The 26,449-nt window shown below is 69.0% G+C and carries 25 protein-coding genes and 1 tRNA gene; 14 read left to right on the top strand and 12 right to left on the bottom strand.

The window, feature by feature from the left end; translation table 11 throughout:
• The first annotated feature begins 28 nt into the window (after positions 1-28).
• Complete coding sequence (locus tag ASC65_RS05645) at positions 29-781, top strand: glutaredoxin family protein (RefSeq protein WP_056450267.1); 753 nt, start codon at positions 29-31, stop codon at positions 779-781.
• Positions 782-959: 178 nt separating this feature from the next.
• Here ASC65_RS05645 and ASC65_RS05640 read toward each other — a convergent pair whose 3' ends face one another.
• From ASC65_RS05640 to ASC65_RS05630, 3 genes are all read right to left on the bottom strand, one after another.
• Entirely contained in the window at positions 960-1,715 is a 756-nt protein-coding gene (locus tag ASC65_RS05640) for a pseudouridine synthase (protein ID WP_056450265.1), read from the bottom strand.
• Between the two features lie 42 nt (positions 1,716-1,757).
• Positions 1,758-2,261 (bottom strand): GlcG/HbpS family heme-binding protein, encoded by a 504-nt coding sequence (locus ASC65_RS05635; protein ID WP_056450263.1) that lies wholly within the window; start codon positions 2,259-2,261, stop codon positions 1,758-1,760.
• 65 nt (positions 2,262-2,326) lie between these two features.
• Positions 2,327-2,956: a DUF938 domain-containing protein gene (locus ASC65_RS05630; RefSeq protein ID WP_056450261.1), complete on the bottom strand. Its 630-nt coding sequence runs from the start codon at positions 2,954-2,956 to the stop codon at positions 2,327-2,329.
• Positions 2,957-3,162: 206 nt separating this feature from the next.
• Here ASC65_RS05630 and ASC65_RS05625 point away from each other — a divergent pair, with 206 nt between their 5' ends.
• Together ASC65_RS05625 and ASC65_RS05620 are read left to right on the top strand one after the other, a co-directional pair.
• Entirely contained in the window at positions 3,163-5,010 is a 1,848-nt protein-coding gene (locus tag ASC65_RS05625) for a phosphoenolpyruvate carboxykinase (GTP) (RefSeq protein ID WP_056450260.1), read from the top strand.
• Between the two features lie 56 nt (positions 5,011-5,066).
• Positions 5,067-6,077: an NAD(P)/FAD-dependent oxidoreductase gene (locus ASC65_RS05620; RefSeq protein ID WP_235561409.1), complete on the top strand. Its 1,011-nt coding sequence runs from the start codon at positions 5,067-5,069 to the stop codon at positions 6,075-6,077.
• On the opposite strand, the gene ASC65_RS05615 is transcribed toward ASC65_RS05620, so the two are convergent.
• Positions 6,078-6,812, bottom strand: coding sequence for an energy transducer TonB family protein (locus tag ASC65_RS05615; protein ID WP_056450258.1), 735 nt, complete (start codon positions 6,810-6,812; stop codon positions 6,078-6,080).
• A 147-nt stretch (positions 6,813-6,959) separates the two neighbouring features.
• Between ASC65_RS05615 and ASC65_RS05610 the strand changes: the two genes are divergently transcribed.
• Together ASC65_RS05610 and ASC65_RS05605 are read left to right on the top strand one after the other, a co-directional pair.
• On the top strand, positions 6,960-7,772 hold the full coding sequence (locus ASC65_RS05610) for a transglycosylase SLT domain-containing protein (RefSeq protein WP_056450256.1): 813 nt from the start codon (positions 6,960-6,962) through the stop codon (positions 7,770-7,772).
• Between the two features lie 93 nt (positions 7,773-7,865).
• Positions 7,866-9,005: a DUF2336 domain-containing protein gene (locus ASC65_RS05605; protein ID WP_056450513.1), complete on the top strand. Its 1,140-nt coding sequence runs from the start codon at positions 7,866-7,868 to the stop codon at positions 9,003-9,005.
• Positions 9,006-9,064: 59 nt separating this feature from the next.
• Here the strand turns inward: ASC65_RS05605 and ASC65_RS05600 are convergent, their stop codons facing one another.
• The 3 genes from ASC65_RS05600 to ASC65_RS05590 are packed head-to-tail and all read right to left on the bottom strand — an operon-like array spanning position 9,065 to position 11,546.
• Positions 9,065-9,577, bottom strand: a complete 513-nt coding sequence (locus ASC65_RS05600; RefSeq protein WP_056450254.1) for a hypothetical protein — start codon at positions 9,575-9,577, stop codon at positions 9,065-9,067.
• A gap of 44 nt (positions 9,578-9,621) precedes the next feature.
• The gene (locus ASC65_RS05595) at positions 9,622-10,395 is read right to left on the bottom strand and encodes an NAD kinase (RefSeq protein ID WP_056450252.1); all 774 of its coding nucleotides are present in this window, start codon (positions 10,393-10,395) and stop codon (positions 9,622-9,624) included.
• Between the two features lie 47 nt (positions 10,396-10,442).
• Complete coding sequence (locus ASC65_RS05590) at positions 10,443-11,546, bottom strand: DUF2336 domain-containing protein (RefSeq protein ID WP_235561407.1); 1,104 nt, start codon at positions 11,544-11,546, stop codon at positions 10,443-10,445.
• Between the two features lie 143 nt (positions 11,547-11,689).
• On the opposite strand from ASC65_RS05590, the gene ASC65_RS05585 reads away from it, so the two are divergent.
• The 4 genes from ASC65_RS05585 to ASC65_RS05570 all read left to right on the top strand — a co-directional run bounded on the left by ASC65_RS05585 (position 11,690) and on the right by ASC65_RS05570 (position 17,762).
• Positions 11,690-12,454, top strand: coding sequence for a class II aldolase/adducin family protein (locus ASC65_RS05585; protein ID WP_056450250.1), 765 nt, complete (start codon positions 11,690-11,692; stop codon positions 12,452-12,454).
• A 42-nt stretch (positions 12,455-12,496) separates the two neighbouring features.
• Entirely contained in the window at positions 12,497-13,252 is a 756-nt protein-coding gene (locus ASC65_RS05580; RefSeq protein ID WP_056450249.1) for a hypothetical protein, read from the top strand.
• 125 nt (positions 13,253-13,377) lie between these two features.
• Positions 13,378-14,529, top strand: a complete 1,152-nt coding sequence (locus ASC65_RS05575; RefSeq protein WP_056450248.1) for an efflux RND transporter periplasmic adaptor subunit — start codon at positions 13,378-13,380, stop codon at positions 14,527-14,529.
• Entirely contained in the window at positions 14,529-17,762 is a 3,234-nt protein-coding gene (locus ASC65_RS05570) for an efflux RND transporter permease subunit (RefSeq protein ID WP_056450509.1), read from the top strand. Before ASC65_RS05575 ends, ASC65_RS05570 begins: the two co-directional genes overlap by 1 nt.
• A 4-nt stretch (positions 17,763-17,766) precedes the next feature.
• Here the strand turns inward: ASC65_RS05570 and ASC65_RS05565 are convergent, their stop codons facing one another.
• Positions 17,767-18,276 carry a c-type cytochrome gene (locus tag ASC65_RS05565; protein ID WP_056450247.1) on the bottom strand — a complete coding sequence of 170 codons (510 nt, stop codon included), beginning with the start codon at positions 18,274-18,276 and terminating at the stop codon, positions 17,767-17,769.
• Between the two features lie 149 nt (positions 18,277-18,425).
• Here ASC65_RS05565 and ASC65_RS05560 point away from each other — a divergent pair, with 149 nt between their 5' ends.
• The 3 genes from ASC65_RS05560 (at position 18,426) to ASC65_RS05550 (ending at position 21,103) form a co-directional block, all read left to right on the top strand.
• Complete coding sequence (locus ASC65_RS05560) at positions 18,426-18,698, top strand: FeoA family protein (RefSeq protein ID WP_056450245.1); 273 nt, start codon at positions 18,426-18,428, stop codon at positions 18,696-18,698.
• Positions 18,698-20,572 carry a ferrous iron transporter B gene (gene feoB / locus ASC65_RS05555; RefSeq protein WP_056450243.1) on the top strand — a complete coding sequence of 625 codons (1,875 nt, stop codon included), beginning with the start codon at positions 18,698-18,700 and terminating at the stop codon, positions 20,570-20,572. Before ASC65_RS05560 ends, feoB begins: the two co-directional genes overlap by 1 nt.
• A gap of 84 nt (positions 20,573-20,656) precedes the next feature.
• Positions 20,657-21,103, top strand: coding sequence for a hypothetical protein (locus ASC65_RS05550; RefSeq protein WP_156459558.1), 447 nt, complete (start codon positions 20,657-20,659; stop codon positions 21,101-21,103).
• Between the two features lie 175 nt (positions 21,104-21,278).
• On the opposite strand, the gene ASC65_RS05545 is transcribed toward ASC65_RS05550, so the two are convergent.
• Together ASC65_RS05545 and ASC65_RS05540 are read right to left on the bottom strand one after the other, a co-directional pair.
• Positions 21,279-23,540: a TonB-dependent receptor domain-containing protein gene (locus tag ASC65_RS05545; protein ID WP_235561406.1), complete on the bottom strand. Its 2,262-nt coding sequence runs from the start codon at positions 23,538-23,540 to the stop codon at positions 21,279-21,281.
• Positions 23,541-23,816: 276 nt separating this feature from the next.
• Positions 23,817-23,891: transfer RNA gene (locus ASC65_RS05540), tRNA-Thr, on the bottom strand.
• Between the two features lie 62 nt (positions 23,892-23,953).
• Between ASC65_RS05540 and ASC65_RS05535 the strand changes: the two genes are divergently transcribed.
• Positions 23,954-24,307 (top strand): DMT family protein, encoded by a 354-nt coding sequence (locus ASC65_RS05535; RefSeq protein ID WP_056450506.1) that lies wholly within the window; start codon positions 23,954-23,956, stop codon positions 24,305-24,307.
• Here the strand turns inward: ASC65_RS05535 and ASC65_RS05530 are convergent.
• Positions 24,304-24,741 (bottom strand): HIT family protein, encoded by a 438-nt coding sequence (locus ASC65_RS05530; RefSeq protein WP_056450239.1) that lies wholly within the window; start codon positions 24,739-24,741, stop codon positions 24,304-24,306. The genes ASC65_RS05535 and ASC65_RS05530 overlap by 4 nt on opposite strands.
• 102 nt (positions 24,742-24,843) lie before the next feature.
• Between ASC65_RS05530 and ASC65_RS05525 the strand changes: the two genes are divergently transcribed.
• The gene (locus ASC65_RS05525; RefSeq protein ID WP_056450504.1) at positions 24,844-25,200 is read left to right on the top strand and encodes a phage holin family protein; all 357 of its coding nucleotides are present in this window, start codon (positions 24,844-24,846) and stop codon (positions 25,198-25,200) included.
• On the opposite strand, the gene ASC65_RS05520 is transcribed toward ASC65_RS05525, so the two are convergent.
• Positions 25,197-26,354, bottom strand: coding sequence for a GNAT family N-acetyltransferase (locus ASC65_RS05520; RefSeq protein ID WP_056450237.1), 1,158 nt, complete (start codon positions 26,352-26,354; stop codon positions 25,197-25,199). The genes ASC65_RS05525 and ASC65_RS05520 overlap by 4 nt on opposite strands.
• Positions 26,355-26,449: the final 95 nt, after the last annotated feature.

Here is a 26,449-nt window from a genome sequence, read left to right as displayed (position 1 = left end):
CGCTTCAACGGACAACCGGAGACCCCCGATGACCGCCCCCAAAAACGCCGTCCTCTATCGCATGGTCATGCCAGACCATGTCTGCCCCTGGGGGCTGAAGGCGCGCCACCTGCTGCGCTCCAAGGGCTTCACGGTCGAGGACCATTGGCTCGAGACCCGCGCCGCCAATGACGCCTTCAAGGCCGAGCACGGGGTGAAGACCACGCCCCAGGTCTTCATCGAGGGCGTCCGCATCGGCGGCTACGAGGACCTGCGCCGACACCTGGGCCTGAAGGTCCGCGATCCGAAGGCGACGACCTATACGCCCGTGCTGGTCGTCTTCGCCGTCACCGCCCTCATGGCCCTGGCGGTCAGCCAGGCCGCCTATGGGACGGTGCTGACGGGCCGGGCGGTCGAATGGTTCATCGGCCTGACCATGATGGCCCTGGCCATGCTGAAGCTGCAGAACCTCGACGGCTTCGCGACCATGTTCCTCAACTACGACCTGCTGGCCAAGCGGTGGGTCCCCTACGGCAAGGTGTATCCCTTCGCCGAACTGGGCGCGGGGGCGCTGATGGTCGCGGGCGTTTGGACCTGGCTGTCCGCCCCGGTCGCCCTGTTCATCGGCGGCGTCGGGGCGGTCTCGGTGTTCAAGGCCGTCTACCTCGACAAGCGTGAGCTGAAATGCGCCTGCGTCGGCGGCGACAGCAACGTGCCGCTGGGCTTCCTGTCCCTGACCGAAAACCTGATGATGATCGTCATGGCGGGCTGGATGCTGCTGATGGCGGCGGCCCATGGCTGAGGGCGCCGAGGCTGCGACCGATCCTGGCGCAGCGTTCCGCTAAGCTGTGCGGTTCGGTCTTTGACAACTCACGCCCGCGCCGTCCGATTTCAGACGATTCAGACGATTCAGACTCTGTTTTTTCGGCGTCCGTTTCAGACCATTCAGACGATTCAGACTCTGTTTTTCAGAGTCTGAGTCACCCCACCAGGGCCTCGCGTTCCTCATCGGTCAGCAGCCGCCACTTGCCCTCGGGCAGGTTGTCCAGCTTCAGCGGGCCGATGCGGACGCGGATCAGGTCGATGACCTCCAGGTCGACCATCTCGCACATGCGGCGGATCTGGCGGTTGCGGCCTTCGCGCAGGATGAATTTCAGGCGGAAGGACTCCATCCGGCTGACGTAGGCGGGCTTCAGTTGGCGGCCGTCCAGCATCAGGCCGTGGCGCAGGATCTTGAGCTTCTTCTCGGTGATGTCGCCGGTGACGCGGACCAGATACTCCTTGTCGAGGTCGGACTGCGGCCCGATCACCGCCTTGGCTACGACCCCGTCCGAGGACAGCAGCAGCAGGCCGCGCGAGTCCTCGTCCAGCCGGCCGATCGGGGGCAGGGAGACGTCGTCGGCCGGGACCGCGCCTTCGCCGACGCGGTTGTTCTCGGTGATCAGGCGGACGGCGGGCAGCTTGTTCGGCTCGGGCTGGCCTGAGACGTAGCCGACCGGCTTGTGCACCATGATGGTGACGCCCTCGGCCAGGGCGGCCGTGGCCGTGTGGCTGAGGGTCAGGGTCTGGCCGGGCTCCAGCTTGCGGCCCGCGTCGGTGACCACCTCGCCGTCGACCGAGACCAGGCCGTCGGCGATCAGGGCGTCGGCCTCGCGGCGCGAGCAGACGCCGGACTGACCCAGCCATTTGTTGATGCGGACCGGCTCGGGGCCGTCATAGGTGCGGGTGAAGCTCATGGCGGGGCTCCTACCACAGCCGCCGGGGCGGCGAGAGGGCCGCTATTCGCCCAGGACTGCGGCGATGGCCGCCCGCGCGACCTCGTCGTCCTGCGTCGAGGACGCGCCCGAGACGCCGATGGCCCCGACCACCCGGCCGTCGACGACAATGGGCACGCCTCCGGCGACGGGCACGATCCCATCGATGGCCAGCAGGGCCATGCGGCCGCCCTGCAGCCGCTCCTCCGCCGAGGCGGAGGCGGCGCGGAACCGGGCCGACGAGCGGGCCTTGGCCTGGGCGACGTCGATGGAGCCGTACTGGACGCCGTCCATCCGCCCGAAGGCGACCAGATCGCCCGAGGGTTCGACGACGGCGACGGCCAGGCGGAAGCCTCGGGCGCGGCCGGCCTCTATGGCCCGGTCGATCACCGCCTGCGCCGTCTCCAGTCCGATCGGCGAACCATAGGACAGGGGCGGAGCCGCTGGAGCCGCCGGGGCGGGGACGGTCTGGCTCCATGCCGGAGCGGCCGCGGCCAGAACGGCCAGGATGACGAGCAGGCGTTTCATGGCGGTTCCCGTGAAGCTTCCGCCGATGCCGCCATATCCGGGCCGGAAGTGCAAGGGCGGGCGGGTCAGGCCGCCCGGAACAGCAGCATCAGGTTGTTGGCCGGCATGGCGAGCCTGAGCGTCAGGGCCAGGCCGTGCTTCTTCGCCTCAGCGGCCACCGCGTCGCGGTCACGCAGGCCCCAGGCCGGGTCGCGGCTCTTCAGGCTGGCGTCGAAGGCCTCGTTTGAGGCGGCGGTCGGCGTCTCGGCCTCACGGTAGGGGCCGTACGTGACCAGCAGGCCGCCGGGGCGCACCAGCCGGCTCCCGGCCAGCGTCATCAGGCCTTCCGTCGCCCCCCAGGGGCTGATGTGGATCATGTTGATGCAGACCAGGGCCTCGAAGGTTCCCTCGGGCCAGGTCGCCGGGTCGAGCATGTCTAGCGCCAGGCCGGGCCCCAAGTTCGGCGGGCCGGCCTGAGCAGCCCAGGCGGCGATGCTGGCCCGGGCCTCGGACGAGGGGTCGCTGGGCGTCCACTCCAGGCCGGGCAGTGCGCTTGCGAAGGCGACGGCGTGCTCGCCCGCGCCGCTGGCGATCTCCAGCACCCGGCCCCGCGCCGGCATATGGGCCTTCAGCACCTCGAGAATCGGTCCCGTGTTCCGCGCCGTCGCGGGCGAGGCGAGGGCGCCGGCGGGAGTCGGGCGTTCGAGCGTTTGCATGGGGACCGGATACCCCGCGAGACCGCTTACCGCGACCGGAAATATGCAGCGCCGCGGGGGGCGTCCGGTCGCGAGAGGTTGAAACTTGCGTCGGTTGACCTCGCGTCGGGTTCGGTGTCATTCCGGCTGAAACAATGCGTGATCTCGCGCATCAGGGAGAGCCACGGCGGCGTAGATCGCCGGGCGCCGTTCAGGAGAGTGACACAGTGACCGCTTCCGCCGTCCCGGGTCTCCACCCGGCCCCCACCGCCCACGCCGGGCTCGTCGCCTGGGTCGAGCAGATCGCCGCCCTGACCAAACCCGCCCGGGTCCACTGGTGCGACGGCTCCGAGGCTGAGCAGGCCGAGATCGTCGCCGACCTGATCGCCAAGGGCACGCTGCGCGAGCTCGACCAGACCAAGCGCCCCGGCTGCTACTACGCCGCCTCGGACCCGCGCGACGTCGCCCGCGTCGAGAGCCGCACCTTCATCTGCCCGGCGAACGAGGCCGACGCCGGCCCGACCAACAACTGGGCCGACCCGGTCGAGATGCGCGCCCGCCTGGACGGCCTGTTCGACGGCTGCATGGCCGGCCGCACGATGTACGTCGTGCCCTTCTCGATGGGCCCGCTGGGCTCGAAGATCAGCGCCCTGGGCGTCGAGATCACCGACAGCGGCTATGTCGCCGTCTCCATGGGCATCATGACCCGCATGGGCCAGCCCGCGCTGGACGTGCTGGGCGACGACGGCGTCTTCGTGCCCGCCGTGCACACCCTCGGCGCGCCGCTCGCCGAGGGCCAGGCCGACGTGCCGTGGCCCTGCAACGACGACAAGTGGATCGTCCACTTCCCCGAGACCCGCGAGATCTGGTCCTACGGCTCGGGCTACGGCGGCAACGCCCTGCTGGGGAAGAAGTGCTACGCCCTGCGCATTGCCTCGGTCATGGCCCGCGACGAAGGCTGGCTGGCCGAGCACATGCTCATCCTCAAGCTGACCGACCCGAAGGGCCGCGCGAAGTACGTCGCCGCCGCCTTCCCCTCGGCGTGCGGCAAGACCAACCTGGCCATGCTCCAGCCGACGCTTGAAGGCTGGAAGGCCGAGACGATCGGCGACGACATCGCCTGGATGCGCTTCGGCGACGACGGCCGTCTGTACGCCGTGAACCCGGAAGCCGGCTTCTTCGGCGTCGCCCCGGGCACCAGCCGCAACACCAACCAGAACGCGCTGGCGACCCTGGCCACCAACACCGTCTTCACCAACACCGCCCTGACCGCCGACAACGACGTCTGGTGGGAAGGCCTGACCAAGGAAGCCCCCGAAGGTCTTACGACCTGGAAGGGCGCGCCGCACGATCCGGCCTCGGGCGAGCCCGCGGCCCATCCGAACGCCCGCTTCGCCGCGCCGGCCCACCAGTGCCCGACCATCGCGCCCGAGTGGGAAGACCCCAAGGGCGTGCCGATCGACGCCATCCTGTTCGGCGGCCGCCGCGCCTCGGCGGTGCCGCTGGTGACCGAGGCCTTCGATTGGGAGCACGGCGTGTTCATGGGCTCGACGGTCGCCTCGGAAGGCACCGCCGCGGCCGAGAACAAGGTCGGCGAGCTGCGCCGCGACCCGTTCGCGATGCTGCCCTTCTGCGGCTACAACATGGGCGACTACTTCGCCCACTGGCTGTCGATGGGCGGCAAGACCGACGCCGCCAAGCTGCCGCGCCTCTACTTCGTCAACTGGTTCCGCAAGAACGAGGACGGCAAATTCGTCTGGCCGGGCTTCGGCGACAACGCCCGCGTCCTCAAGTGGATCTCGGAGCGCCTGGAAGGCGAGGCGGAGGCCATCGACACGCCGGTCGGCCGCGTTCCGACGCGCGAGGCTCTGGACCTGTCGGGCCTCAGCCTGACCGACGCCGACCTGTCGACCCTGCTCGACGTCGACGCCGAAGTCTGGGCCGAGGAAGCCGCACTGATCCCGGCCTTCTACGACAAGTTCGGCGACCGCCTGCCCAAGGCCCTGTGGGCCCAGCACGCGGCCCTGACCGACCGCATCGAGCAGGACCGCGCGTCGGCGATTGCGGCTGAATAGGTCGCACGCCAGCCAAAGCTTGCATTCGAGGGCCCGGCGGTTGATCTGATCGTCGGGTGACCTCTTCCCCTGATGTGATCGTCATAGGCGCCGGCGTGCTCGGCCTGTGCACCGCCGCCGAGCTGGCCGAGCGCGGCTTCGTCGTGACCGTGATCGACCCGGGCGGCCCCAACGCGTCTTCGGTGGCGGCGGGAATGCTGGCCCCGGCGTTGGAAAGCCTGCTCGATGAGCTGTCGGCGGATCAGGCCGCGCTGCTGCGCCGGGCTCGCGACGCGTGGCCGGCCTTCGCCGAGACCTACGGCCTCGCCCTTCATCGCGAAGGCGCCGAGTGGCGAGGCCCGGGCGCTGAACAGGCGGTCGATCGCCTGCGCCAACTCGGGTTTGCCGCCCAGCCGGGCAGCGGGGGGCTCGAGACCTCCGAGGACTGGCGCATCGAGGCGGCCACGGCCCTGACGGCCCTCGCGCGCGTCGAGGGGGTGACTGTGGTTCATGCCCACGTCGCCCGTATCGGGGCTGGGGCGCAGCGTTGGCGGGTCGAGGCCGAGGACGGCCGGCTGTGGTTCTCGCCGACGGTGGTCCTGGCGACGGGCGCGGCGACGGCCGTTGAAGGCCTGCCGGACCCCGCCGCCCGCTTGGTCGCCGACATCCAGCCGATCCGCGGTCAGTTGACCCAGGTCGAGGTTCCTGCGCCGCGGCGCGTCGTGCGGGCTCCGGGCCTCTATGTCGCGCCGGGCCATGGGGGCGTCGTCATCGGCGCGACCATGGAGCCTGGTCGCCGGGATCTGGAGCCCGACATCGACGAGGCGTCGGCGCGCGTCGCCGCCGGCTTGGCCCTGATCGGGGCTGACGGACGCCCAGGGGCGACCCGGGTGGGCATCCGGGGCGCTTCGGCGGATGGCTTGCCGCTGGCGGGGCCCGCCGGGGCCGCTGGCCTGCATCTCGCCTTGGCTCCGCGCCGAAACGGCTGGCTGCTTGGACCTTTGGTCGCCCGAACCGTGGCCGATGCGATCGAAGGCGGCGACGCCGGTCCCGACGCCGCCGCCCTCGATCCGCTCAGGTTCGCCTGATCACTCGGCCGGCGGGTTGAAGCGGATGGCGATGTTGACCCGCGACCCTTCCGCAGCGCCGTTCACGGTGCGCGGCGCGATCTGGAAGTAGCGTGACAGGCTCTGCGCGGCCCGGCCGAAGCCGTAGGGACCGGCCGGTTCGCTGGTCGTGCGGCAGTCGGTGACCGTGCCGTTCAGCTGGACCAGACAGTTCAGCGTCACCACGCCGCCGATCCCGCGGTCGATCGCCCGGTCCGGATAGGCCCGCATCAGTTGCTCGGCCGAGGGCTGGCGGATCCAGGTCGGGCTGTTGATCACCGGCGGAGGGGCGGGCAGCGCCGGCGTGGTGTCGGTCGCCGTCGGCGGTGCGTCCGGCGGCGCCTTGTTGCTGAAGGTGGTGACCGGACCCACCGGCGTCTTCTCGCCGTCGACGGCGTGGATCGGCTCGACGGGCGTCGGCGCCAGCGGCGGATTGTTGACGTTGGTGTTCGGCGCCTGGGCCGGCGGCTGCTTGGCGACGACCGGCTTGGGCTCCGGCTTCGGCATGGGCAGGATCTCGATGATCGTCGTCGGCGGCTCCGCCGGCGCCAGCGGCATTTCGAAGCGCTGGTAGTACAGCGCCACGCCTAGGCCCAAATGGGCCGTGATGACGATCCCAAGGGCCGTCCAGGTCGTACGGGAGAAGCGCGGTGTCTTGCGTTCGTGGAAATCGATGGGGCTGACCGTTCCGGGGCCCCCGGCGGTACGGATCATCATGGGTTTCATCCCTGTCGTTCACCGCCCCCGCAGCGCCCGTCAGCAAGTTGAGCGCGCCGCCCATGGCAAGTTTACGGCGAAGCTTTGGCCTGTGGGTGTCCTTCGAGCGTTAGTATTCAGTTAACCATCGTAAACGACCGTAAACCCATGAGCGTCAGAGCGATTCCATCCTCCGGAGGTGTAGAGGCGGCCATTCGGCGCGCCTCCAGCGCCACGGGCGTGGATGCCGATTTTCTGATCAAGACGGCGCGGCGCGAGAGCGCCATGAATCCGTCGGCGAAGGCGCGCACGTCGTCGGCGGCGGGCCTGTTCCAGTTCATCGAGCAGACCTGGCTGGGCACGGTGAAGGCGCACGGCGCCAAGCACGGCTACGGCCAATACGCCGACCTGATCCACCGCGGTTCGGACGGCCGCTGGCGGGTCGACGGCTCGGCCCGCAACGTCGTTCTGGACCTGCGCTTCGATCCGCAGGCCGCCTCGACCATGGCGGCCGAGCTGACCGCTTCGAACGCCGCCTATCTACGCGGCCGCACCGGGCGTGAGCCGGGGGCGGGGGATCTGTACGCCGCCCACTTCCTCGGTCCGGCCGGCGCGGCCGAACTCATGAGCGCCATGGATCGCCGCCCGGGATCGAGCGCGGCCTCGCTGTTCCCAGAGGCCGCCGCGGCCAATCGTTCGATCTTCTACCGCGACGGCCGCCCGGCCACGGTCGCCGAGGTGCACGCCAATCTCCAGCGCACGGCCGGGGAGGGCGCGCCTGCCTCAGGCGTCGGTTCCGCGCCCGCTCTGGATCCGCAGCTGCTCCCCAAACTGTCGGAGCGCGACCAGATGCTGGCCGCCCGGCTGGATCGTCTGAAGCAGGACCAGAGCTTGCTCGCCCTGCTCCTCGGGCAGGACGGCGAGGGCAAGGCCGGCGGCTTCGGCGTCGCCTTCGGGCCTGAGCCTGGCTCGAACACCTAAGTTCAGGCGTCTTCTCGCGAATCCTGTGATGGTGAACGGCCCGTTAAGGATGACCGGTTGATGGTGGCCGGCGAAGCCTGCTCAGAGTCGTCCATGACCGCCTACCGCGCCCGTCTCACCGAGATCGACATCCATCGCCTGATCAAGGCGACGGATGAGGACGAGCGCGCCGCGGCCGCCCACAAGCTGTGCCGCAGCATGGAGCGGGGCGGGCTCAGCGGCGAAGAGCGCGAGGCGGCCCAGAAGATCCTGCGCCTGCTGGCCAACGACGCCGCCGAACTGGTGCGCCGGGCCATGGCGGTGACGCTGAAAGCCTCCGACCTGATTCCGCGCGATGTCGCCCGCCGCCTGGCCGCCGACGTCGACAGCGTGGCCCTGCCGCTGATCGGCTTCTCGCCCGCCTTCTCGGACGAGGATCTGATCGAGATCGTCCAGGCCGGTTCGTCGTTGCGGCAGGTGGCCGTGGCGGGGCGTCCGCGGGTCGGTCGCGACGTCGCCGATTGCCTCGCCGAGACCGGCTCCGAATTGGCCGTGCGCACCCTCGCGGCCAACGACAACGCCGACGTGTCCGAGGGCGCGATGGGCCGCTGTGTCGATCGCTTCGGTTCGTCGCCTGAGATCGTCGCCGCCATCGCCTATCGCCAGGTCCTGCCGCTCAGCATCACCGAACGTCTGGTCGAACTGGCGTCGGCCACGGTCCGCGAGCACCTGATCACACGCCACGCCCTGGCCCCCGAGACGGCCATCCGCCTGGCCGCCTTCGCCCGCGAGCGCGCCACCGTCGACCTGGTCGACCAGGCCGCCGACCAGGCAGACCTGCCGCAGTTCGTGGCCAATCTGAACGTTCGCAAAGCCCTGACCGGCTCTCTGCTGCTGCGGGCTCTGGCCCGAGGCCAAATGGGGCTGTTCGAACACGGCATGGCCGAGCTGGCCGGCACGCCGCATGCGCGGGCCTGGCTGATGATCCATGATGCGGGGCCGCTGGGTTTGAAGGCCATCTACGACCGCGCCGGCCTGCCGCCGCGCCTGTTCCACGCCTTCCGCGCCGGGGTCGACACCTGGCGGTCGCTCCAGGCCGAGGGCGCCGACACCGCCGGCGACGCCTTCCGCCAGCAGATGCTCCAGCGTTTCCTGACCCAGCGCCCCAACGCGCCGCGCGATGACCTGGCCTACCTGATGGAGCGTCTCGATCAGGCCCCGACGCCGGCTCGCTCCGCTGTCGAGGCGGCCTAGTCTCCATACGAAAACGCCCGCCGGGCGGCGGGCGTCTCCACAGTTGATTTCGGCGGCTGTCAGCCCAGGTGCGAGGCGACCTTGGCTTCGAGAGTCTCGGCCAGGATCTTGCCGGTGGGGTGGTCGTCGGTCTGGATCTGGTCGCGGACCACCGCCTTGATGGCGTCGATGTGGGCGTCGATCAGCACCACCGGCGCGGCCATGCGCTTGGTCGGATCGTCCATCATCTTGCAGAGCGAACCGGCCAGGCGGGTCACCAGCGGATACTGGTAGGTGGCTCCCAGGCCTTTCAGGTCGTGGGCGCGGAAGTAGAGTGCTTCGGCCGTCTGGGCGTTATAGCCCTGGGCGCGGATGTCGGTCTGGGCCTTGTCCAGCTTGACGATTTCGTCCTGCAGCCACTGGCCGAACTGGGCCGACATGGCCTTCAGGGCTTCCTCGGCCTTGGCGATGGCGCTGGCGTCAATGCCGCCGAAGCCGCCGCCGACCTTGAGGCGGAGGGTGTTGGGCGGACGAATGACCTGGGCCGAATTGCTCACCGGCGAACTCCTTGGGACGATTCCGTCGTAAACCATGACAGGCACGGCTTAAGAAGCGGTGCACGGCCGTCAGGGGGCTGTCAGGAGGCGAACTGCTCCGCCAGCACGCGTTCCTCGAAGGATCGGCCGGCGTCGAACAGCATGGTCAGGGCGATGTCGCGCCGTTCCCGCACCTCGACGCGAGCCACCCGCCGGACCTCGAAACTATCGGCTGTGGCGCTGACCGGGCGCTTGTCGGACTCCAGCACGTCGAACACGACCTTGGCGGTGTGCGGGAGCAGGGCGCCGCGCCAGCGCCGGGGGCGGAAGGCGCTGATCGGGGTCAGGGCCAGGGCGCGCGCATCGAGCGGAATGATCGGTCCGTGGGCGGACAGGTTGTAGGCGGTCGAGCCGGCCGCCGTCGCGACCATGCAGCCGTCACAGGCCAACTCCTCCAGCCGCACGCGATCGTCGACGGTGATGCGTAGCTTGGCGCTCTGGCGGGTCTGGCGCAGCAGGGAGACCTCATTGATGGCCAGCCCGCTCTGCACCTCGCCGGCCTCGTTCCAGGCGTCCATCTGCAGCGGGTGGATCACCGCCCGTCCGGCCGTGGCGAGTCGCTCCAGCAGGCCTTCCTCGACGTAGTCGTTCATCAGGAAGCCCACCGAGCCGCGATTCATCCCGAACACCGGCGTGCGCCGCTGCAGGTTGGCGTGCAGGGTTTCGAGCATGAAGCCGTCGCCGCCGAGGGCCACGATCACATCGGCCGTTTCGGCGTCGCTCGAACCGTAGAGAGCGGTCAGACGGTCGCGCGCGGTCTGCGCCTCGGGGCGGTCTGAGGCGGCGAAGGCGATACGAAGGTCGGACTGGCTCACCGGCGTACGCAAGCCGAGCCGGGAGGCGAAGTCAAACGCCTCGGAACTCAGGGCTCGATCAGAACGCGGAAGCAGCGCGAGGCGGACATGGCCGAGATCTCGCCGCGCAACCAGACGCGCTCGCCTTCGGAGCCCGGGAATCCATCATTGAGCAGGCGGATCTCGGTCAGCAGGGCGGGGTATACGGCGCGGTCGATGCCGACCGCCGCGCAGGCGTAGAACAGGGCCTCGGGGCTCGGCGCGGCCATGGCGTCGCGAATCTGTGCGACGGTGAAGCCGCTCAGGGTAGCCAGGCCGTGGATGAACAGGCCCAGCCGTCGTTCGCGGACCGAGCGGATCAGATAGCCGGCGCGGAGCTGGCCTGCGGCCTGCAGCTTGGCGACCAGCCGTCGCTCCATCTCGTCGCGGTCTGCGTCACTGGCGGCGATGGCGACGAACGTCCCGCGGTGCGTGTCCCGGACGGCCTGTTCGATCGCCGGCGCCAGCTTGTGCTCATCGACCTGGAAGCGAGCGACGATCGACTGGCGCAGGGCCACGCCGACCCACTGGTACATCTGCTCGGCCAGTTGCTCGGTCAGACGCGGGTGGCGGGTGAGGGGGCTGCGCAGGGCGGCGATGCGGCGCGAGTGCTCGACCAGACGACGGATGCCGTCGGCGCTGATCTCGGCCGTCCGGTTCGAGGCGAGGGCGGTCAGGGTGGCGGGCTCGCCGCGGTCGATGATGGCGTCCGCGACCCGGCCGGCCAGATTCGGACGGCGGGCGACCTCGATCTGGTGCTCAAGCGTGGCCTCGACCAGCACGCGCAGCAGGTCTTCGTCCTGCAGGATAGGGCTGGAGGCCAGGACCGGGCGGGCGATCTCGATCTCGTCCAGCGCCAGGACGTTGATCAGGGCTGCGGGGGCCCAGTCGGCGTGGGCCAGGCGCTCGGACAGGATCTTGCGCACGTCGCGCTCGGCCTGACGGGCCAGGGTGAGGAAGATCTCGCCCAGGATCGGCGACAGCTCGCCGCTCGGCGGCTTGGAATCGCACAGGCTCAACACGGCCATCAAAAGCCGCTGGCGCGCGTCGGTGCTCGGGTTCCGCGCAAGGGCCAGCAGGTCCGGCAGGGCGGGCGTCGAGGCCAGCGGGGAACGGAACTGTGCGACGGTCAAGAGCGTCTCCGGCGCGCCGAGGTGTCGGGGCTGTCCAAGACCGTATTGGGCCGGAGCCTAAGACAGGGTTAATCGAAGCTGAATCTTGACGCGAACGTCACCCGGCGCGAGCGTGCGCCGCCGGACACAGGAGACAGTGCGAAATGGCCGACGGAACCAGTCCCTCTTTGAAGTCCCGCGTATCGGACGCGGAGTGGCAGGTGCGCGTCGAATTGGCCGCCCTGTACCGCCTCGTCGCCCTGCACGGCTGGGACGACATGATCTTCACCCACATCTCCGCCCGCGTGCCGGGGCCGGAGCATCACTTCCTGATCAACCCGTACGGCTACTATTTCGAGGAGATCACCGCCTCTTCGCTGGTGAAGGTCGATCTGGATGGGAACATCGTCCAGGAGACCCAGAACTTCATCAATCCGGCGGGTTTCACCATTCACTCGGCCATCCACGGCGCGCGTGAGGACGCCCACTTCGTCATCCATCTGCATACGGTCGCCGGCGTCGGCGTGGCGGCGCAGAAGGAGGGCCTGCTGCCGATCGGCCAGAACGCGTGCCTGCTGCAGCATCAGGTCGCCTATCACGGCTACGAAGGCCTGGCCCTGAACCATGAAGAGCGCGAACGCCTCGTGGCCGATCTGGGCGACAAACCGCTGATGCTGCTGCGCAACCACGGCACCCTGGCGGTCGGCCAGACGGCGGCGCAGGCCTGGATCGGGATGTTCTTCCTGGAGCGCGCCTGCGCCCAGCAGGTGGCGGCCCTTTCGGGCGGCCGCGAGCATGTCTTGTTCGCGCCCGACGCCGCCCAGGCCGAGACCAAGGAGCAGGGCAGGGGGATCGGCTTCATCTCCGGACTTGCCTGGCCGGGCGCCCTGCGCATGCTGGATCGACGATCGCCGGGTTACGACGCCTGACGAAAACGCCGGGGGGCGACTGTGAAAAGAGCCGGGGGGCTGATGATCGGACTGGCGGCGGCCGTCTTGGCCGGTCCCGCCGCTGCGGGGGCGTGGACCCAGTCCAAGGGGCATGGCCAGGTCATCGTCAAGTTCGAGGCGATGAACGCCACCCAGGGCTTCGACCCGTCCGGCGACCTGCAGCCGCTCGCCGTCGACCGCCGCGACACGGTGCTGGGCGTGTTCGCCGAATATGGTCTGGCCGAGGGCCTGACCCTTCAGCTCAAGGCCGACTGGCAATCCGGCGAGGACCAATTCGTCGACTACGAAGGCCGCGGGCCGCTCGAGATCGGCGTGGCCTGGCAGGCGTGGCGCGACGACAACGCCGCCTTCAGCCTCTACGCGGGCTACGCGGACGGCGGCGAGGGGCGCAACGCCGGCTACGCTCCGCCGGGCCAGGGCGACCAGGACTGGGAGGTCCGCGCGTCGCTCGGCGGCTCGCTTGATCAGAGCTGGGGCGCCATCCCGCAGGGCTCCTACGTCGAAGTCCAGGCGGCGCGACGCATGCGCCAGGGCCTGCCAGACGAAACGCGCATGGACTTCACGGCCGGCTCGCGGTTTCGACCCGAGTGGCTTTTGCTGGCCCAGGCCTACGGCGGCCAGGCGGACGACGGCGGGCCGAAATGGCTGTCGGTGGAGGCGTCGGTGGTGCGCGACATCGGCGACTGGAGCCTTCAGGCCGGTTGGCGACAGACCGTCGCAGGGCGGGAGACGCCGGCGTCCGGCGGTCCCATAATCGGCGTCTGGAGGCGTTTCTAGGTCTCAAGCTCGACTGCGGAATTCCGCGACGGAAACCGCCACGGCCAACGTTGCAGAGACTTTAGTTGCGTCGACGGCGGGAGCCGCTAAGTCGGCTCGTCCCCCCTCGCCGGAGCCTGCCCCGCGTGATCAAACGTCACTTCTTCCTTGTCGCCGCCGCGGTCCTGCTGGCCCTGATGGTCGCCGCCGTGGTGATGCGAATCGCTTTTGCAGGCGATGAGAAGGGCGGCGGCGGTCCTGGCGGCCCCGGTGGTCGCGGCGGCCCCGGCGGCGGACGCGGTCAGACGGTCGCCGAGGCGGTGGCGACGCCCCGTCAGTTCGCTGACCAGATCCGCGTCCTCGGCGTCGCCCGCGGGCGACGCTCCGTGAACATCACCTCCTCGACGAGCGAGCTGATCACCCGCGTCATGTTCGCAGACGGCCAGCGCGTCGCCGCCGGCCAGCCGCTGGTCCAGTTGCAGGCGCGCGAGGAGGACGCCTCCATCGCCGAGGCTCGCGCCCGCGTGGCCCAGGCCCGCACCCAGTACGAGCGCTACAAGGAACTGGGCGAGCGCGGCTTCGCTTCGCCGATGATGATCGAGCAGTACGAGACCCAGCTTGAGACCGCCCAGGCCTCGCTGGCCGCGGCCCAGGCGCGCTCCGGCGACCGCACGATCCGCGCTCCGTTCGCGGGCGTGCTCGGCCTGACGACCGTCACCGCCGGGACCCTGGTCAATCCCGGCGCGGTGATCACCACCCTGGACGACATCGACGTCGTCCGCGTCGATTTCCCGGTCCCGGAGCGTTATCTCGGCGTGCTGCGCGCCGGAACGCCGATCAATGCGACGATCGACGCCTATGGAGACGAGGTCTTCACCGGGCGCATCGCCCTGGTCGACACCCGCGTCAACGAGCAGACCCGCTCGGTCACCGCCCGCGCCGAGATCGCCAATCCGGGCGCCCGCATCCGTCCCGGCATGGCCGTCCGCGTCGCCGTCCAGCAGGGCGTCCGCACCGCTCCGGCCGTGCCCGAGGCCGCCGTCCAGTACGAGGGCGACGGCGCCTTCGTCTATCGCATCGCCCGCAGCGAGCGCGGTACGAACGCCCAGCGGGTCGAGGTTGAGACCGGCGCCGTCGAGGGCGGCTATGTCGAAATCATTTCCGGCCTCAACGCCGGCGACCGCGTCGTCGCCTCCGGCCTGAACCGCATCCAGCCCGGCGCGCCCGTGCGCGTCGCTGGGCAAGGTGGCGGGCAGGGCGGCCGTGGGTCCGCTCCGGCCAAGGCGTCCGCACAATGATGCTGTCCGACCTCTCCGTCCGCCGGCCCGTCTTCGCGGCGGTGGCGGCGATCGTGCTGTGCGTCATCGGGGCGGCGGCCTTCTTCTTCTTGCCGGTCCGTGAACTGCCGGATGTCGATCCGCCCATCGTGTCGGTCAACACCGCCTACGCCGGGGCGTCGGCCGAGGTCATCGAGAGCCGGATCACCGAGCCGATCGAACAGCAGATCGCCGGCATCCAGGGCGTCGAGCGCATCAACTCGTCCAGCCGCGACGGCCGCTCCAGCGTCAACATTGAATTCTCCCTCGACCGCAACATCGACGACGCCGCCAACGACGTGCGCGACCGCGTCTCGCGCGTGGTCGGCCGCCTGCCGGACCAGGCCCAGCCGCCCGAAGTGGCCAAGGCCGACAGCGACAGCCAGCCGATCATCATCCTGTTCCTGCGCTCGACCAGCCTGAACCGGCTGGAGCTGACCGACTACGCAGACCGCTATCTGATCGACCGCCTGGCCACGGTGCCGGGCGCCGCCCAGGTGCAGATCTACGGCGAGCAGCGCTACGCCATGCGCATCTGGCTGGACGCCGGCGCCCTGGCGGCCCGCGGGCTGACGGTCAACGACGTCGAAACCGCCCTGACCAACCAGAACGTCGAACTCCCGGCCGGCCAGCTGGAGTCGGGCCAGAAGGACTATACGGTCCGGGTGGCGCGCACCTACGCCCGCGCCGAGGACTTCCGTCAGTTGCCGATCGGTACGCGGGGCTCGGCGACCAACGCCGCCAGCGCGAACAACACCAGCGGCCTGGCGTCGAACACCGCCGGCCTGCCGAGCGGCGCAAGCGGTGCCATCCTGGGGCAGGCGAGCTACGTCACCCGCCTGGGCGACATCGCCCGAGTCGAGGAGGCGCCCGCCGAGGATCGCCGCCTGTTCCGCGGCAACGGCGTCGACCAGATCGGCCTAGCCATCACCCGCCAGGCCCAGTCGAACGACCTGGCCATCTCCAAGGGCGTCAAGGCGATGCTGGAGGAGATTCGACCCAGTCTGCCCGCCGGCACGGAGCTGGTCGTCGGGTCGGACAACTCGGTCTTCACCTCCCACGCCATCGAGGAGGTGTGGATCACCATCGGCATTTCCATGGTGCTGGTGGCCCTGGTCAACTTCATCTTCCTGGGCAGCCTGCGGGCCGCCTTCATCCCCTCGATCGTCGCGCCGATCTGTCTGCTGTCGACCTTCATCGTCCTGGCCCCGCTGGGCTTCTCGCTGAACCTGCTGACTCTGCTGGCCCTGGTGCTGGCCATCGGCCTGGTCGTCGATGACGCCATCGTCGTGACCGAGAACATCCAGCGACGCATCGACCATGGCGAGCCGCCGCTGGTCGCCGCCGAGCGCGGTACGCGCCAGGTGTTCTTCGCCGTCGTGGCGACGACGATCACCCTGCTGTCGGTGTTCGCGCCGCTGCTGTTCCTGCCGGGCTACGTCGGCCGTCTGTTCGTCGAGCTGGCGGCTGCGATCGCGGCGGCCGTGGCCTTCTCGGCCTTCCTGGCGCTGAGCCTGTCGCCGATGCTGGCGTCAAAGATCCTGAAGCCCGCCGCGAGCAGCGGCTGGCTGGCCCGCCGGGTCGACTGGGCGATGGACAAGCTGCGCCATTCCTACGCCAACTCGCTGGACATGCTGCTCGGCAAGCGGATCGCGGTGGCCGGCGTGGTCGGCCTGATCCTGCTGGTCGCAGGCGGGGCGGCCTTCATGTTCGTCAAGCTCCCGGACGAGCTGGTTCCGGCGGAGGATCGCGGGCGTGTGCAGATCCGCGTCCAGGGCCCTGAAGGCGCCGGCTTCGACTACACCCGCAAGATCGTGCTCGGGCTCGAGCCCCTGCTGGCCGAATACAAGGCCAATGGCGAGGCCGACAGCTATCTGGTCTCGGCGCCCGGCTTCGGCGGCGGCAGCTACAACTCCGGCAATGGGAGCCTGATCCTCAGCGACTGGTCTGAACGCAGCCGTTCGGCGGACGAGATCGCACAGGAGCTGAACGGCAAGCTGCGGGGACAGACGGACGCCCAGGTGAACGCTTCAGTGCCCGGCGCCTTCCAGCGCGGCGGCGGCAATTCCAACTCGGTCGAGATGATCGTCACCGGGGCGGAGTACGAGGACATCTACAACTGGCTGCAGCCCGTACTGGCGGCCGCGCTTGAGAACCCCGGCTTCTCGCGGCCGCGTCTGAACTACGAACCGAACGCCCCGCGTCTGCTTGTCGATGTCGATCCGGAGAAGGCTGCGGCGCTGGGCGTCTCGGCCCAGGCGGTCGGCCGTACGCTCGAGACCATGTTCGGCTCGCGCCGCGCCACCACCTATCTGCGCGGCGGTCAGGAGTACGACGTCATCCTGCAGACCCAGCGCGACGACCGGCGCAACGTCGGCGACCTGGAGTCCCTCTATGTCGCCACCGGCGGCGGCCAGCTCGTGCCGCTCTCGTCCGTTGTCACCACCAAGACCTCGGGGGACACGCCGGATCGCCGGCGGCTGGACCGCCAGCGCGCCATCAGCATCAGCGCGGACCTGAATCCCGGCACCACCATCGCCGACGCCACGGCCTTCATGACCCGCGTCGCCAGCGAACAACCGCAGGGCGTGGTCACCACCCAGTGGGGCGGCGCGGCGCGGGACCAGAAGGAGGCGGGCGGCGCCGTCATGGCCGCCTTCGGCCTGGCCCTGCTGCTGGTCTTCCTGGTGCTGGCGGCCCAGTTCGAGAGCTGGATCACCCCGGCGGTGATCATGCTGACCGTGCCCCTGGCGGCGGCGGGCGGGCTGTTCGGCCTGATGATGGCCGGCTCGAGCCTGAACATCTATTCGCAGATCGGCCTGATCATCCTGATCGGCGTGGCGGCCAAGAACGGCATCCTGATCGTCGAGTTCGCCAATCAGTTGCGCGACCAGGGCCGTTCGATCCGCGAGGCGATCATCGAGTCGTCGACCCTGCGTCTGCGCCCCATCATCATGACCTCGATCGCCACCGCCTTCGGCGCCCTGCCGCTGGTGCTATGGCATGGGGCCGGGGCCGGCAGCCGTCAGACGATCGGCGTGGTCATCTTCTCGGGGGCCATGTTCGCCACCGTGCTGACCCTGTTCGTGGTGCCCGTGATCTACGGCGTGCTGGCGCGCTTCACCAAGTCGCCGGAGTACACCGCCCGCAAGATCGAGGAATGGGAGGCCAAGGAGGCCGCGGCCAACGATCCGATCCCGGCCGCGGCCGAGTAGGGCGTCAGGGCTGCGCGGGCGCGGCCGCCGGCGCAGCGGCCGGCGGCGTATAGCCGGTCTCGACTTTCAGCCAGGCGATCACATCGCGGCGGTCCGTCGCGTCCGGGATGCCCGCGAAGCTCATCTTCGTGCCCTTCAGGAAGGTGCGCGGGTTCTCCAGCCAGTGGTCCAGCTTCTCGGCGTCCCAGGTGAAGCCCGCGGCCTTCACCGCCGGCGAGTAGTTGTATTTGCCGTGCGTTCCGGCCTGGCGGCCGAACACGCCGTAGAGGTTGGGGCCGGTCATGTCCGGCCCGCCTTCGGTGATCGTGTGGCACGAGCGGCAGCGGGCGAAGACGCGACGGCCGTTGTCCAGGTCGGCCTGGTTGTAGGGCGCGGGAAGGGCGGTCAGCAGGGCGGCCTTCTCGGCGGCGGTCGGGACCGGTTTGGGCGGCGCGGCCGGGGCCTTGTCGCCGGCGCTTTCCCCACAGGCGGACAGGCCCAGCAGGGCGACGGCGGCGAGGGCGAGGCGGGTCATGGCGGGCTCCGGTGTTCTTGCGCCCTGTGATAGCTCAACCATTCGTGCGGGCAACCACGCTGCGACCTGCTGTCAGGGTGGACGGTGAGGCGTCGCACCTGATAATCACTGTCAACAGGCGCGCGATCGCGCCGGCGTACCGTGAGCCCATGTCCGACACCCTCAAACTCAGCCAGGCCCGCAAGGGCGCGCGCGGCGTCATCGTGAAGGTCGGCGACCACGGCCATCACGACGAACACGCGGTCGAACTGGAGCGCCGCCTGCTGGAGCTGGGCTTCGTAGAGGGCGCCCGCGTCGAACTGCTGCACGAGGGCCTGTTCGGCCGGGATCCGATCGCGCTGAAGGTGGACGACATGCGCGTCGCCCTGCGCCGGCACGAAGCCGCCCGCCTCGTCATCCAGGTCGACGGGAAGGCCGCCTGATGGACATGCAGGTTCGCACCGCGCGGGTCGCCCTGGTCGGCAATCCCAACAGCGGCAAGACGGCGCTGTTCAACGCCCTGACCGGCGCCCACCAGAAGGTGGCCAACTACGCCGGCGTCACGGTCGAGCGTAAGGAAGGCCATTTCCGCACCGCCGACGGCCGTTCGATGTCGGTGCTGGACCTGCCGGGCACCTATTCGCTGCGCGCCCGCAGCCCCGATGAAGAGGTCACCCGCGACGCCGTGCTCGGCAAGCTGGCCGGCGAGACGCCGCCGGACGTCATCGTCGCCGTCGCCGACGCCACCAACCTGCGCCTGGTGCTGCGCCTGATCCTTGAGCTGAAGGCCGTCGGCCGCCCGCTGGTGCTGGCCCTGAACATGTACGACATCGCGCAGCGCCAGGGCCTGCGCATCGATCTGGAGACGCTGAGCGCCGAGCTCGGCGTGCCGATCGTGCCGACCACGGCGACGCGCCGCCGGGGCATCGCCGAACTGATCGAGGCGGTCGACGCCGCTGCGCCGGCCGTCCTCTCGGCCACCGGCGAGAGCGCCTGGACCGCGCCGGACGCCGAGGCTTTGCGCGGTAAGGCGCGCGAGGCCGAGCGGATCATGAAGGCCTGCGTCCGCCCGCCTGAGCGCCCGGACACCCTGACCGGCAGGGTCGATTCCGTCCTGCTTCACCCGGTCGCCGGGCTGCTGATCCTCGGCGCGATCCTGTTCGTGATGTTCCAGGCCGTCTTCACCTGGGCGACGCCGCTGATGGACGGAATCGAGGGCCTGCTCGGCATGCTCGGCGTCTGGGTGGCGACGGTCATGCCCGACGGCATCTGGCAGAGCCTGGTCGTCGACGGCCTGATCTCCGGCGTCGGCAGCGTGCTGGTCTTCCTGCCGCAGATTCTGATCCTGTTCCTGTTCATCATCCTGCTGGAAGACTTCGGCTACATGGCCCGGGCGGCCTTCCTGCTCGACAAGATCATGGGGTTCGCCGGCCTGCACGGGCGGGCCTTCATCCCGCTGCTCTCCAGCTTCGCCTGCGCCATTCCGGGCGTGATGGCGGCGCGGGTCATCGACAACAAGCGCGACCGCCTGACCACCATCCTGGTCGCGCCGCTGATGACCTGTTCGGCGCGGATCCCGGTCTATGTGCTGATCATCAGCGCCTTTATCCCGAACGAAACCGTTTGGGGCTTCCTCAGCCTGCAGGGCCTGGTCATGTTCGGTCTCTACGTCGCCGGAATCGTCAGCGCCCTCATCGTCTCCTTCGTGATTCGGAAGATCTTCTGGAGGGGCGCGGTCGAGCCCTTCATGATGGAGCTGCCGACCTACAAGATGCCCGACCTGAAGAGCGTCCTGTTCAATCTCTGGCTCCGGGCGCGCATCTTCCTGGAGCGGGCGGGGCGGATCATCCTGCCGCTGATGATCATCGTCTGGGCCTTGTCGACATTCCCCTATCCCCCGGAGGGCGCGACGAACCCGGCCATCGACTATTCCTTCGCGGGCATGCTCGGGAAGGCGCTGGAGCCGATCTTCCAGCCGATCGGCTTCAACTGGCAGATGGTCATCGCCCTCATCCCCGGCATGGCCGCCCGCGAAGTGGCCGTCGCGGCCCTGGGCACGGTCTACGCCGTCGCCGACCCCGAGAGCGCCACCAGCGTCCTGGCCACCACGCTTGCCGGCCACTGGTCGCTGGCCACGGGCCTGGCCTTCCTGGCCTGGTACGTTTTCGCCCCGCAGTGCGTCGCGACCCTGGGCGTTGTCCGTCGCGAGACCAACTCGCTGAAATGGACCTGGGTGATGATCGTCTACATGTTCGCCCTGGCCTATCTGGCGGCCTTTGCGACCTATCGGATCGCCGTGGCGCTCGGGGGCGGTTAACCGTATCGTTCGCGCGTTCGATGAACGCTGGTTGACTTTTGGGCCGACTTGCGGCGATTCCTCCCCGTTAACGGGGGGTTATCCATGCTGTCGAGTTTGATGCCGCTGCTTTGTCGGCATGAGGTCTATTGGTCGGAGCGCCATAAGTCCGGCCGCTGCCGCCGCTGCGGCACGCTTCAGGCCCAGCCGCTGGACGTCGCTGAGCACAAGATCGGACTCGGCCGCGAGACCGGCCGCGACGCTGTCGTTCTCGAACTCCCCAAGGCCGCGCCCAAGACGGCGAGGGCCACGGCAGCTCCCAAGGCGGCCATGGTTCAAGCGCCCGACCGCCGTGAAGCCCTGCTGGCCTCGCTGCAGCAACTGGCCCAGGGCCGGCGCCCGACCTGCGAGGAGGCGATCGACCTCGTGCGGGCCGTCGTCGAGGACGCCCATTCCGCCGACCCTGTGCTGTTCGGCGCCGAGGCCGCGGGTCATTTTGCTCAGCTTGATGCAACGCGCAGCCGGACGGCGCGCTTAGCCTCGTCGTGCTAGGCCGACGGTCATAGGAGCAATGGCGTGTCGCTGATCGCCTATTTCAAGCGGATGTTGTGCCACCATCAGTGGGACATCAGCCGCAGCCGCAAGGGCGCCTACGTCTGCCGCCGTTGCGGCGCGCGTAAGGAGTAGCGGGCCCGACGTCAGGGACGCGGGCCCACTCCCAATCCGGTCAGCCGCCGCTTTGCGGACCTGAGAAGTCGAACTGCGGGTCCTGTTGACGGCGCGGTCCGCCGCCGAGGCTCCAGGTCAGGCCGACATAGGTCGCCTGGCCGCCGAAGTGGCGCTCGGTGCGGTCGCGGAACTCCGGCGTGTCATAGGTCGTGACGTCGCCGAACTGGTTGAACACGTCGCGCACCGTCATCTGGAAGGCGACGGTCTCGGTCAGCCTGCGGCGATAGCCGAGGTTGACCATCCCGCCGGCTTCGCGTGTGCCTTGGGCGAGCAGGGTCTCCCCGTTGTACTGCCCCGCGATCTGGATGAAGTCCTCCGGCGTCGGCTGCCAGTTCAGGTTCAGGCGGCCGGATGCCTGGGTGGCCGAACGGTCGCTCCCGCCTGGAATGCCCGAGGCGTCGATCTCCTGCTGGAAGACGTTGACGCTGGCGTTGTAGCGCAGGGTCTCGTGCAGGCGGCCGTTGGCGACCAGTTCGACACCCATATCGCGCCGGGCGCCCAGGTTCTCGGGGCGGGTCAGCAGTACGCCGCCGCCGATATTGGTCGCCACCTCGGTGAAGGCCTTCTCGGTGTCGCGGTAGTAGGCGGTGGCCTGGTAGAAGGTCTGGCCCGAGCGCATCTGCCACATGACCTCGAACGCGTCCGTCTCCTGCGGCTCCAGGTCAGGGTTGCCGGAGCGCAGGTTCAGCGGGTCGATGAAGGAGACGAAGGGGTTCAGCTGGAACGGCTGTGGCCGCTGGATCCGCTTCGAATAACTGCCGCGCACCGTCTGGGTGTCGCTCAGCTGATACGAGAGGTGCATCGTCGGATAGGCGCGGAAATAATCCTGCGAATCCTGGATGTTGGTCGTGATCTGGTTGAGCTCGATATCGGCCTGCTCAAGCCGCAGGCCGAACTGGGCGGACAGTTTCTCGCTGAACGGCCGCTCATAGGTCGCGTACAGCGCCTGGACCGTCTGCTCGGCCTCGAACTGGTTGGTCAGGCCGGGGACGACCACCAGGCCGCCCAGGCTCGGGCCGCGCAGCACGGTGTTGTCCTGTTCGGGCTTGCGGATCTCCAGCTCGTAGCCGAGGCGCAGCTTGGCGTCGCCCATCGGGCGGATATAGGCGCTGGTGAAGGCCTGGATGGTGAAGGCGCCTTCGTTGGTGTTGCGCTCGTAGGCGAGGGGCGCGGGCGGGATCGACGGGTCCGCCACCGTCGAGATCGCCATGGTGTTCTCGCCCTGATCGTAGCGGAACTCGTTGGTCCACTCGTGACCGGCGTCGTCGAAGCGATGCAGCACACGACCGGTCAGGCCCTGGCCGGCGAAGCTCTGGACAATGTTCGACTCCCGTCGCGAGGCGACGACGACCGTACCGCCGACGTCCTGGGCCTCGAAGACATCCACGCCGAAGCCGGTGTTCTCAAAGTCGTTGCCGCGCGCCTCGAGCGTCAGCTGGGTCTTGTCGGTCAGCTTGTACTCGACGCCGAGGCGGCCATAGAGGCCCTCGGCGTCGGCCTCGACGTCCTGCTCCTGTCGGCTGGGCAGGAACTGGCCGGACACCACGTCGAACCGTTCGCGATCGCGGTCGATCTCCTGCTCGATGCTGTCGTGGCGGACGCCGAAGTCGCCCGAAACGGTGACCGGCCCGGTGACGTGGGACCCGCTGACGCCGACGTTCCAACGGCCATGATCACCGACGTTGGCGCGAATCGAGCCGCTCGAGGTCGCGCCCGGCTTGGGCATGTTCGGCTTGGTGATCAGGTTGATCACGCCGCCCGAGCCCTCGGGGCTGTAGGCGGCCGACGGATTGGTCATGACCTCGATGCGCGCATACTGGTCGGCCTGCATCTGCAGGATGGCCTGGGCGCGGCCTTCGCCGGTCAGGACGCCCGAGGGGCGGCCGTCGATCAGGATGGTGACGTTGCTGTCGCCGCGCAGCGAGACGTTGCCCTGCGGGTCGACGTCGACGGAGGGCACATTGCGCAGGGCGTCGGCCAGGCTGCCGGTCGAGGCCTGCAGATCGTTGGCGAGGCTGTAGCTGGTCGAATCGATCGAGGTGCGGACATCGCTCTGTCGGCCCTGGACGACGACGTCGCCGACCTCGGTCGCTTCACTTTCAGCAGGCTTCTCGTCAGTCGCGGGTGGTGTCTGGGTCGCCGTCTGGGGCGCAGTCGGTTGCGCGGGCGACGTCGGCGCCGGGGCCGTCTGGGCGAAGGCCGGGCCGAACGACATGGAAAGGGCCGTGCCGGCCAGAAGCAAGGTGTAGATCGATTTCACGCAAATTCCCCTGAACGAGGCCGTCGGCTCCCGTTTGACTGGTCTTGATTGGCAGCTGCGCCGTAAAACCGACAGTTACTTCTTGGTCATCAAGAGGGCTGAGTTCTGGCGCGCCGATTTATTACAGAACTGAAATGTTTCAGCGTCTTGCGTCGGGATGATAGTCGTGTGTGAGCGCTCGCTCGTCACGAGGAGAAGCTATGGGGTTTACATGCAGAGCGTGTGCAATCCCGTTGCATGGCGCCGCGTCATGGGACGGGGCTCCTCGGTGAAGACTGGTGCCGGCTGAGGGGATCGAACCCCCGACCTTCGGTTTACAAAACCGCTGCACTACCGCTGTGCTAAGCCGGCGCCCGTCTTGACGGGCGGTCCTTATGCTGGCGCATGGCGAAGGACGCAAGCCGGGGACCGTCGTGCCTTTTTCACTGCCTCATATCGCGCCGGTGCTGATGCTGGTGGCGTCCAACGTCTTCATGACCGTGGCCTGGTACGGTCACCTGAAGTTCGGCTCCAAGCCGCTGTGGCTGGTCATCATCGTCAGCTGGGGCATCGCCTTCTTCGAGTACTGCCTGGCGGTGCCGGCCAACCGCATCGGCCACCAGGTCTATTCGGCGGCCGAGCTGAAGACGATGCAGGAGGTGATCACCCTGGTGGTGTTCGCCATCTTCTCGGTGACCTTCCTGGGCGAGAAGCTGACGATGAACCACGCCGTGGGCTTCGTCCTGATCATCGCCGGGGCCTGGTTCATCTTCCGCGGGCCGCTCTAGTCCAGCGCTGCTGCGATCTTGTCGGCCAGCGCCCGCAGCGCCGCGGGCTCGGCCATCGGCGCCTGGCTGTGGCCCTTCAGCTGGCGGTCGGACCAGCGCGGAACGATGTGGAAGTGGACGTGGAAGACGGTCTGGCCGCCGGCCTCGCCGTTGTACTGCATGATCTGGAAGCCGTCGGGCTGCAGCGCCTTCTGCACCGCCCGGGCTGTGCGCCGCGTGGCCTCGATCAGGGTCGCCAGCACCTTGGGCTCAATGTCGAGCAAAGTGCGCGCCTGTGAGGTCTTGGAGATGACCAGGACGTGGCCTTCCGACTGCGGGAAGACGTCCATGAAGGCCAGCACGTCGTCGTTCTCCCACACCTTCACGGCGGGGATCTCGGCCCGGAGGATCTTGGCGAAGATGTTGTGCGGATCGTAGGGCGCGTGGAGGGTCATGGCGGGCTCCGGAATGTGCGGCGACCGTACCAAGCCGAAGCCGGAGAGGGGAGCCCTGCCGCCGAATCCGGTGTTATGGTCGCGGCTCAAACGGAGGCGCGCATGCTCAGGTTCATCGTCCAGCTTCTCGTCACGGCCCTGGCCTTGTGGCTGGCCTCGGAAATCGTCCCCGGGGTTGAGGTCCTTTCGACCGGCTCACTGCTGGCCGCGGCCTTCCTGTTGGGCCTGGCGAACGCCATCGTGCGGCCGATCCTGACCGTCATCACCTTCCCGCTGACGCTGATCACTTTCGGTCTGTTCCTGCTGGTGGTGAACGCCATGGTCATCGGTCTGGTCGCCTCCCTGCTGGGCGGCTTCAACATCGACGGCCTGGGGGCGGGCATCGGAGCGGCGATTGTCACGGGGATCGTCAGCTGGATCGCCGGCTGGTTCATCGGACCGAAGCCGGATCGGGCCTAGCCCAGGTCCTTGCGGAAGGGCGACAGCTCTTCCGTCATCGCCGCCATCTCCGCCTCGACCGCCGGCCGCTCCCCCTCGAGGTAGCGCGCCACCGGCCCGCGCAGGGCCGGGTCGGCGATCCAGTGCGCTGAGTAGACCGGGGAGGGCAGGTAGCCGCGCGCGATCTTGTGCTCGCCCTGCGCCCCCGCCTCGACCCGCGACAGGCCCAGCGAGATCGCCAACTCGATGGCCCGGTAGTAGCAGAGCTCAAAATGGAGGAAGGGCACGTCCTCCAGCGCGCCCCACTGGCGGCCGTACAGGGCGTCACGGCCGATCAGGTTCAGGGCGCCGGCGATCGGTCGTCCGTCGCGGAAGGCCATGATCAAGGCGATGCGGTCAGCCAGGGTCGCGCCGATGCGGCTGAAGAAGTCCCGCGTCAGATAGGGCCGGCCCCATTTGCGGCCGCCGGTGTCCATGTAGAAGGCGAAGAAGGCGTCCCAGTGGGCGTCCTCGATCTCGGCGCCGGTCAGGACGCGGATATCGAGCCCGGCCTGGGCCTCGCGTCGCTCGCGCCGGACGGTCTTTCGGCGGTTCGATGAGAGGGCCGACAGGAAGTCGTCGAAGGTCTGGTAGCCGCCGTTGCGCCAGACGTACTGCATGTCCTGCCGCAGCAGCATTCCGGCCTCGCCCATGGCGCGCCACTCGTCGCGGTCGGGGAAGTTGACGTGCAGCGAGGAGGCGCCGAGCCGCTCGGTCAGGGCCAGGGCGCCCTGCAGCAGCGCCTGCCGCACTGTCGCGGCGTCGGCGTCCGGATGCGCCAGGAAGCGCGGCCCGGCCACCGGGGTGAAGGGCACGGCGCCCAGCAGTTTGGGATAGTAGCGGCCGCCGGCGCGCTCATAGGCGTCGGCCCAGCTGTGGTCGAAGACGTACTCGCCCTGGCTGTTGCCCTTGAGCCAGAGGGGCATGACGCCGATGATCCGGCCCTCAGGGTCCGTCAGCGACAGGTGGCGTCCGACCCAGCCCTCGCGCGGCGCCGCGCTGCCGGAGGCTTCGCAGGCGTCGAGGAAGTCATACGAGACGAACGGGTCGCCGGAAGATTGGGCGCAGGCGTCCCAGGCCTCCCGGCCGATGTCCGATACGGTGTTGTGGACTTGGGTCGTGAACGCTGTGCTCACCTGGTCGACCCTGGTTCGATGGGCGGAAGGTTCGTCACGCAGGATGCGAAGGGTTCACAACCCACATCAAGAGACCTGTGCCTGACCGGCCGCCG

It is taken from the genome of Brevundimonas sp. Root1279 (assembly GCF_001425945.1).
Taxonomy (GTDB): Bacteria; Pseudomonadota; Alphaproteobacteria; order Caulobacterales; family Caulobacteraceae; genus Brevundimonas.
The sequence above is the reverse complement of the archived record's forward strand: the minus strand, read 5'-3'. Positions and strand labels throughout refer to the sequence as shown.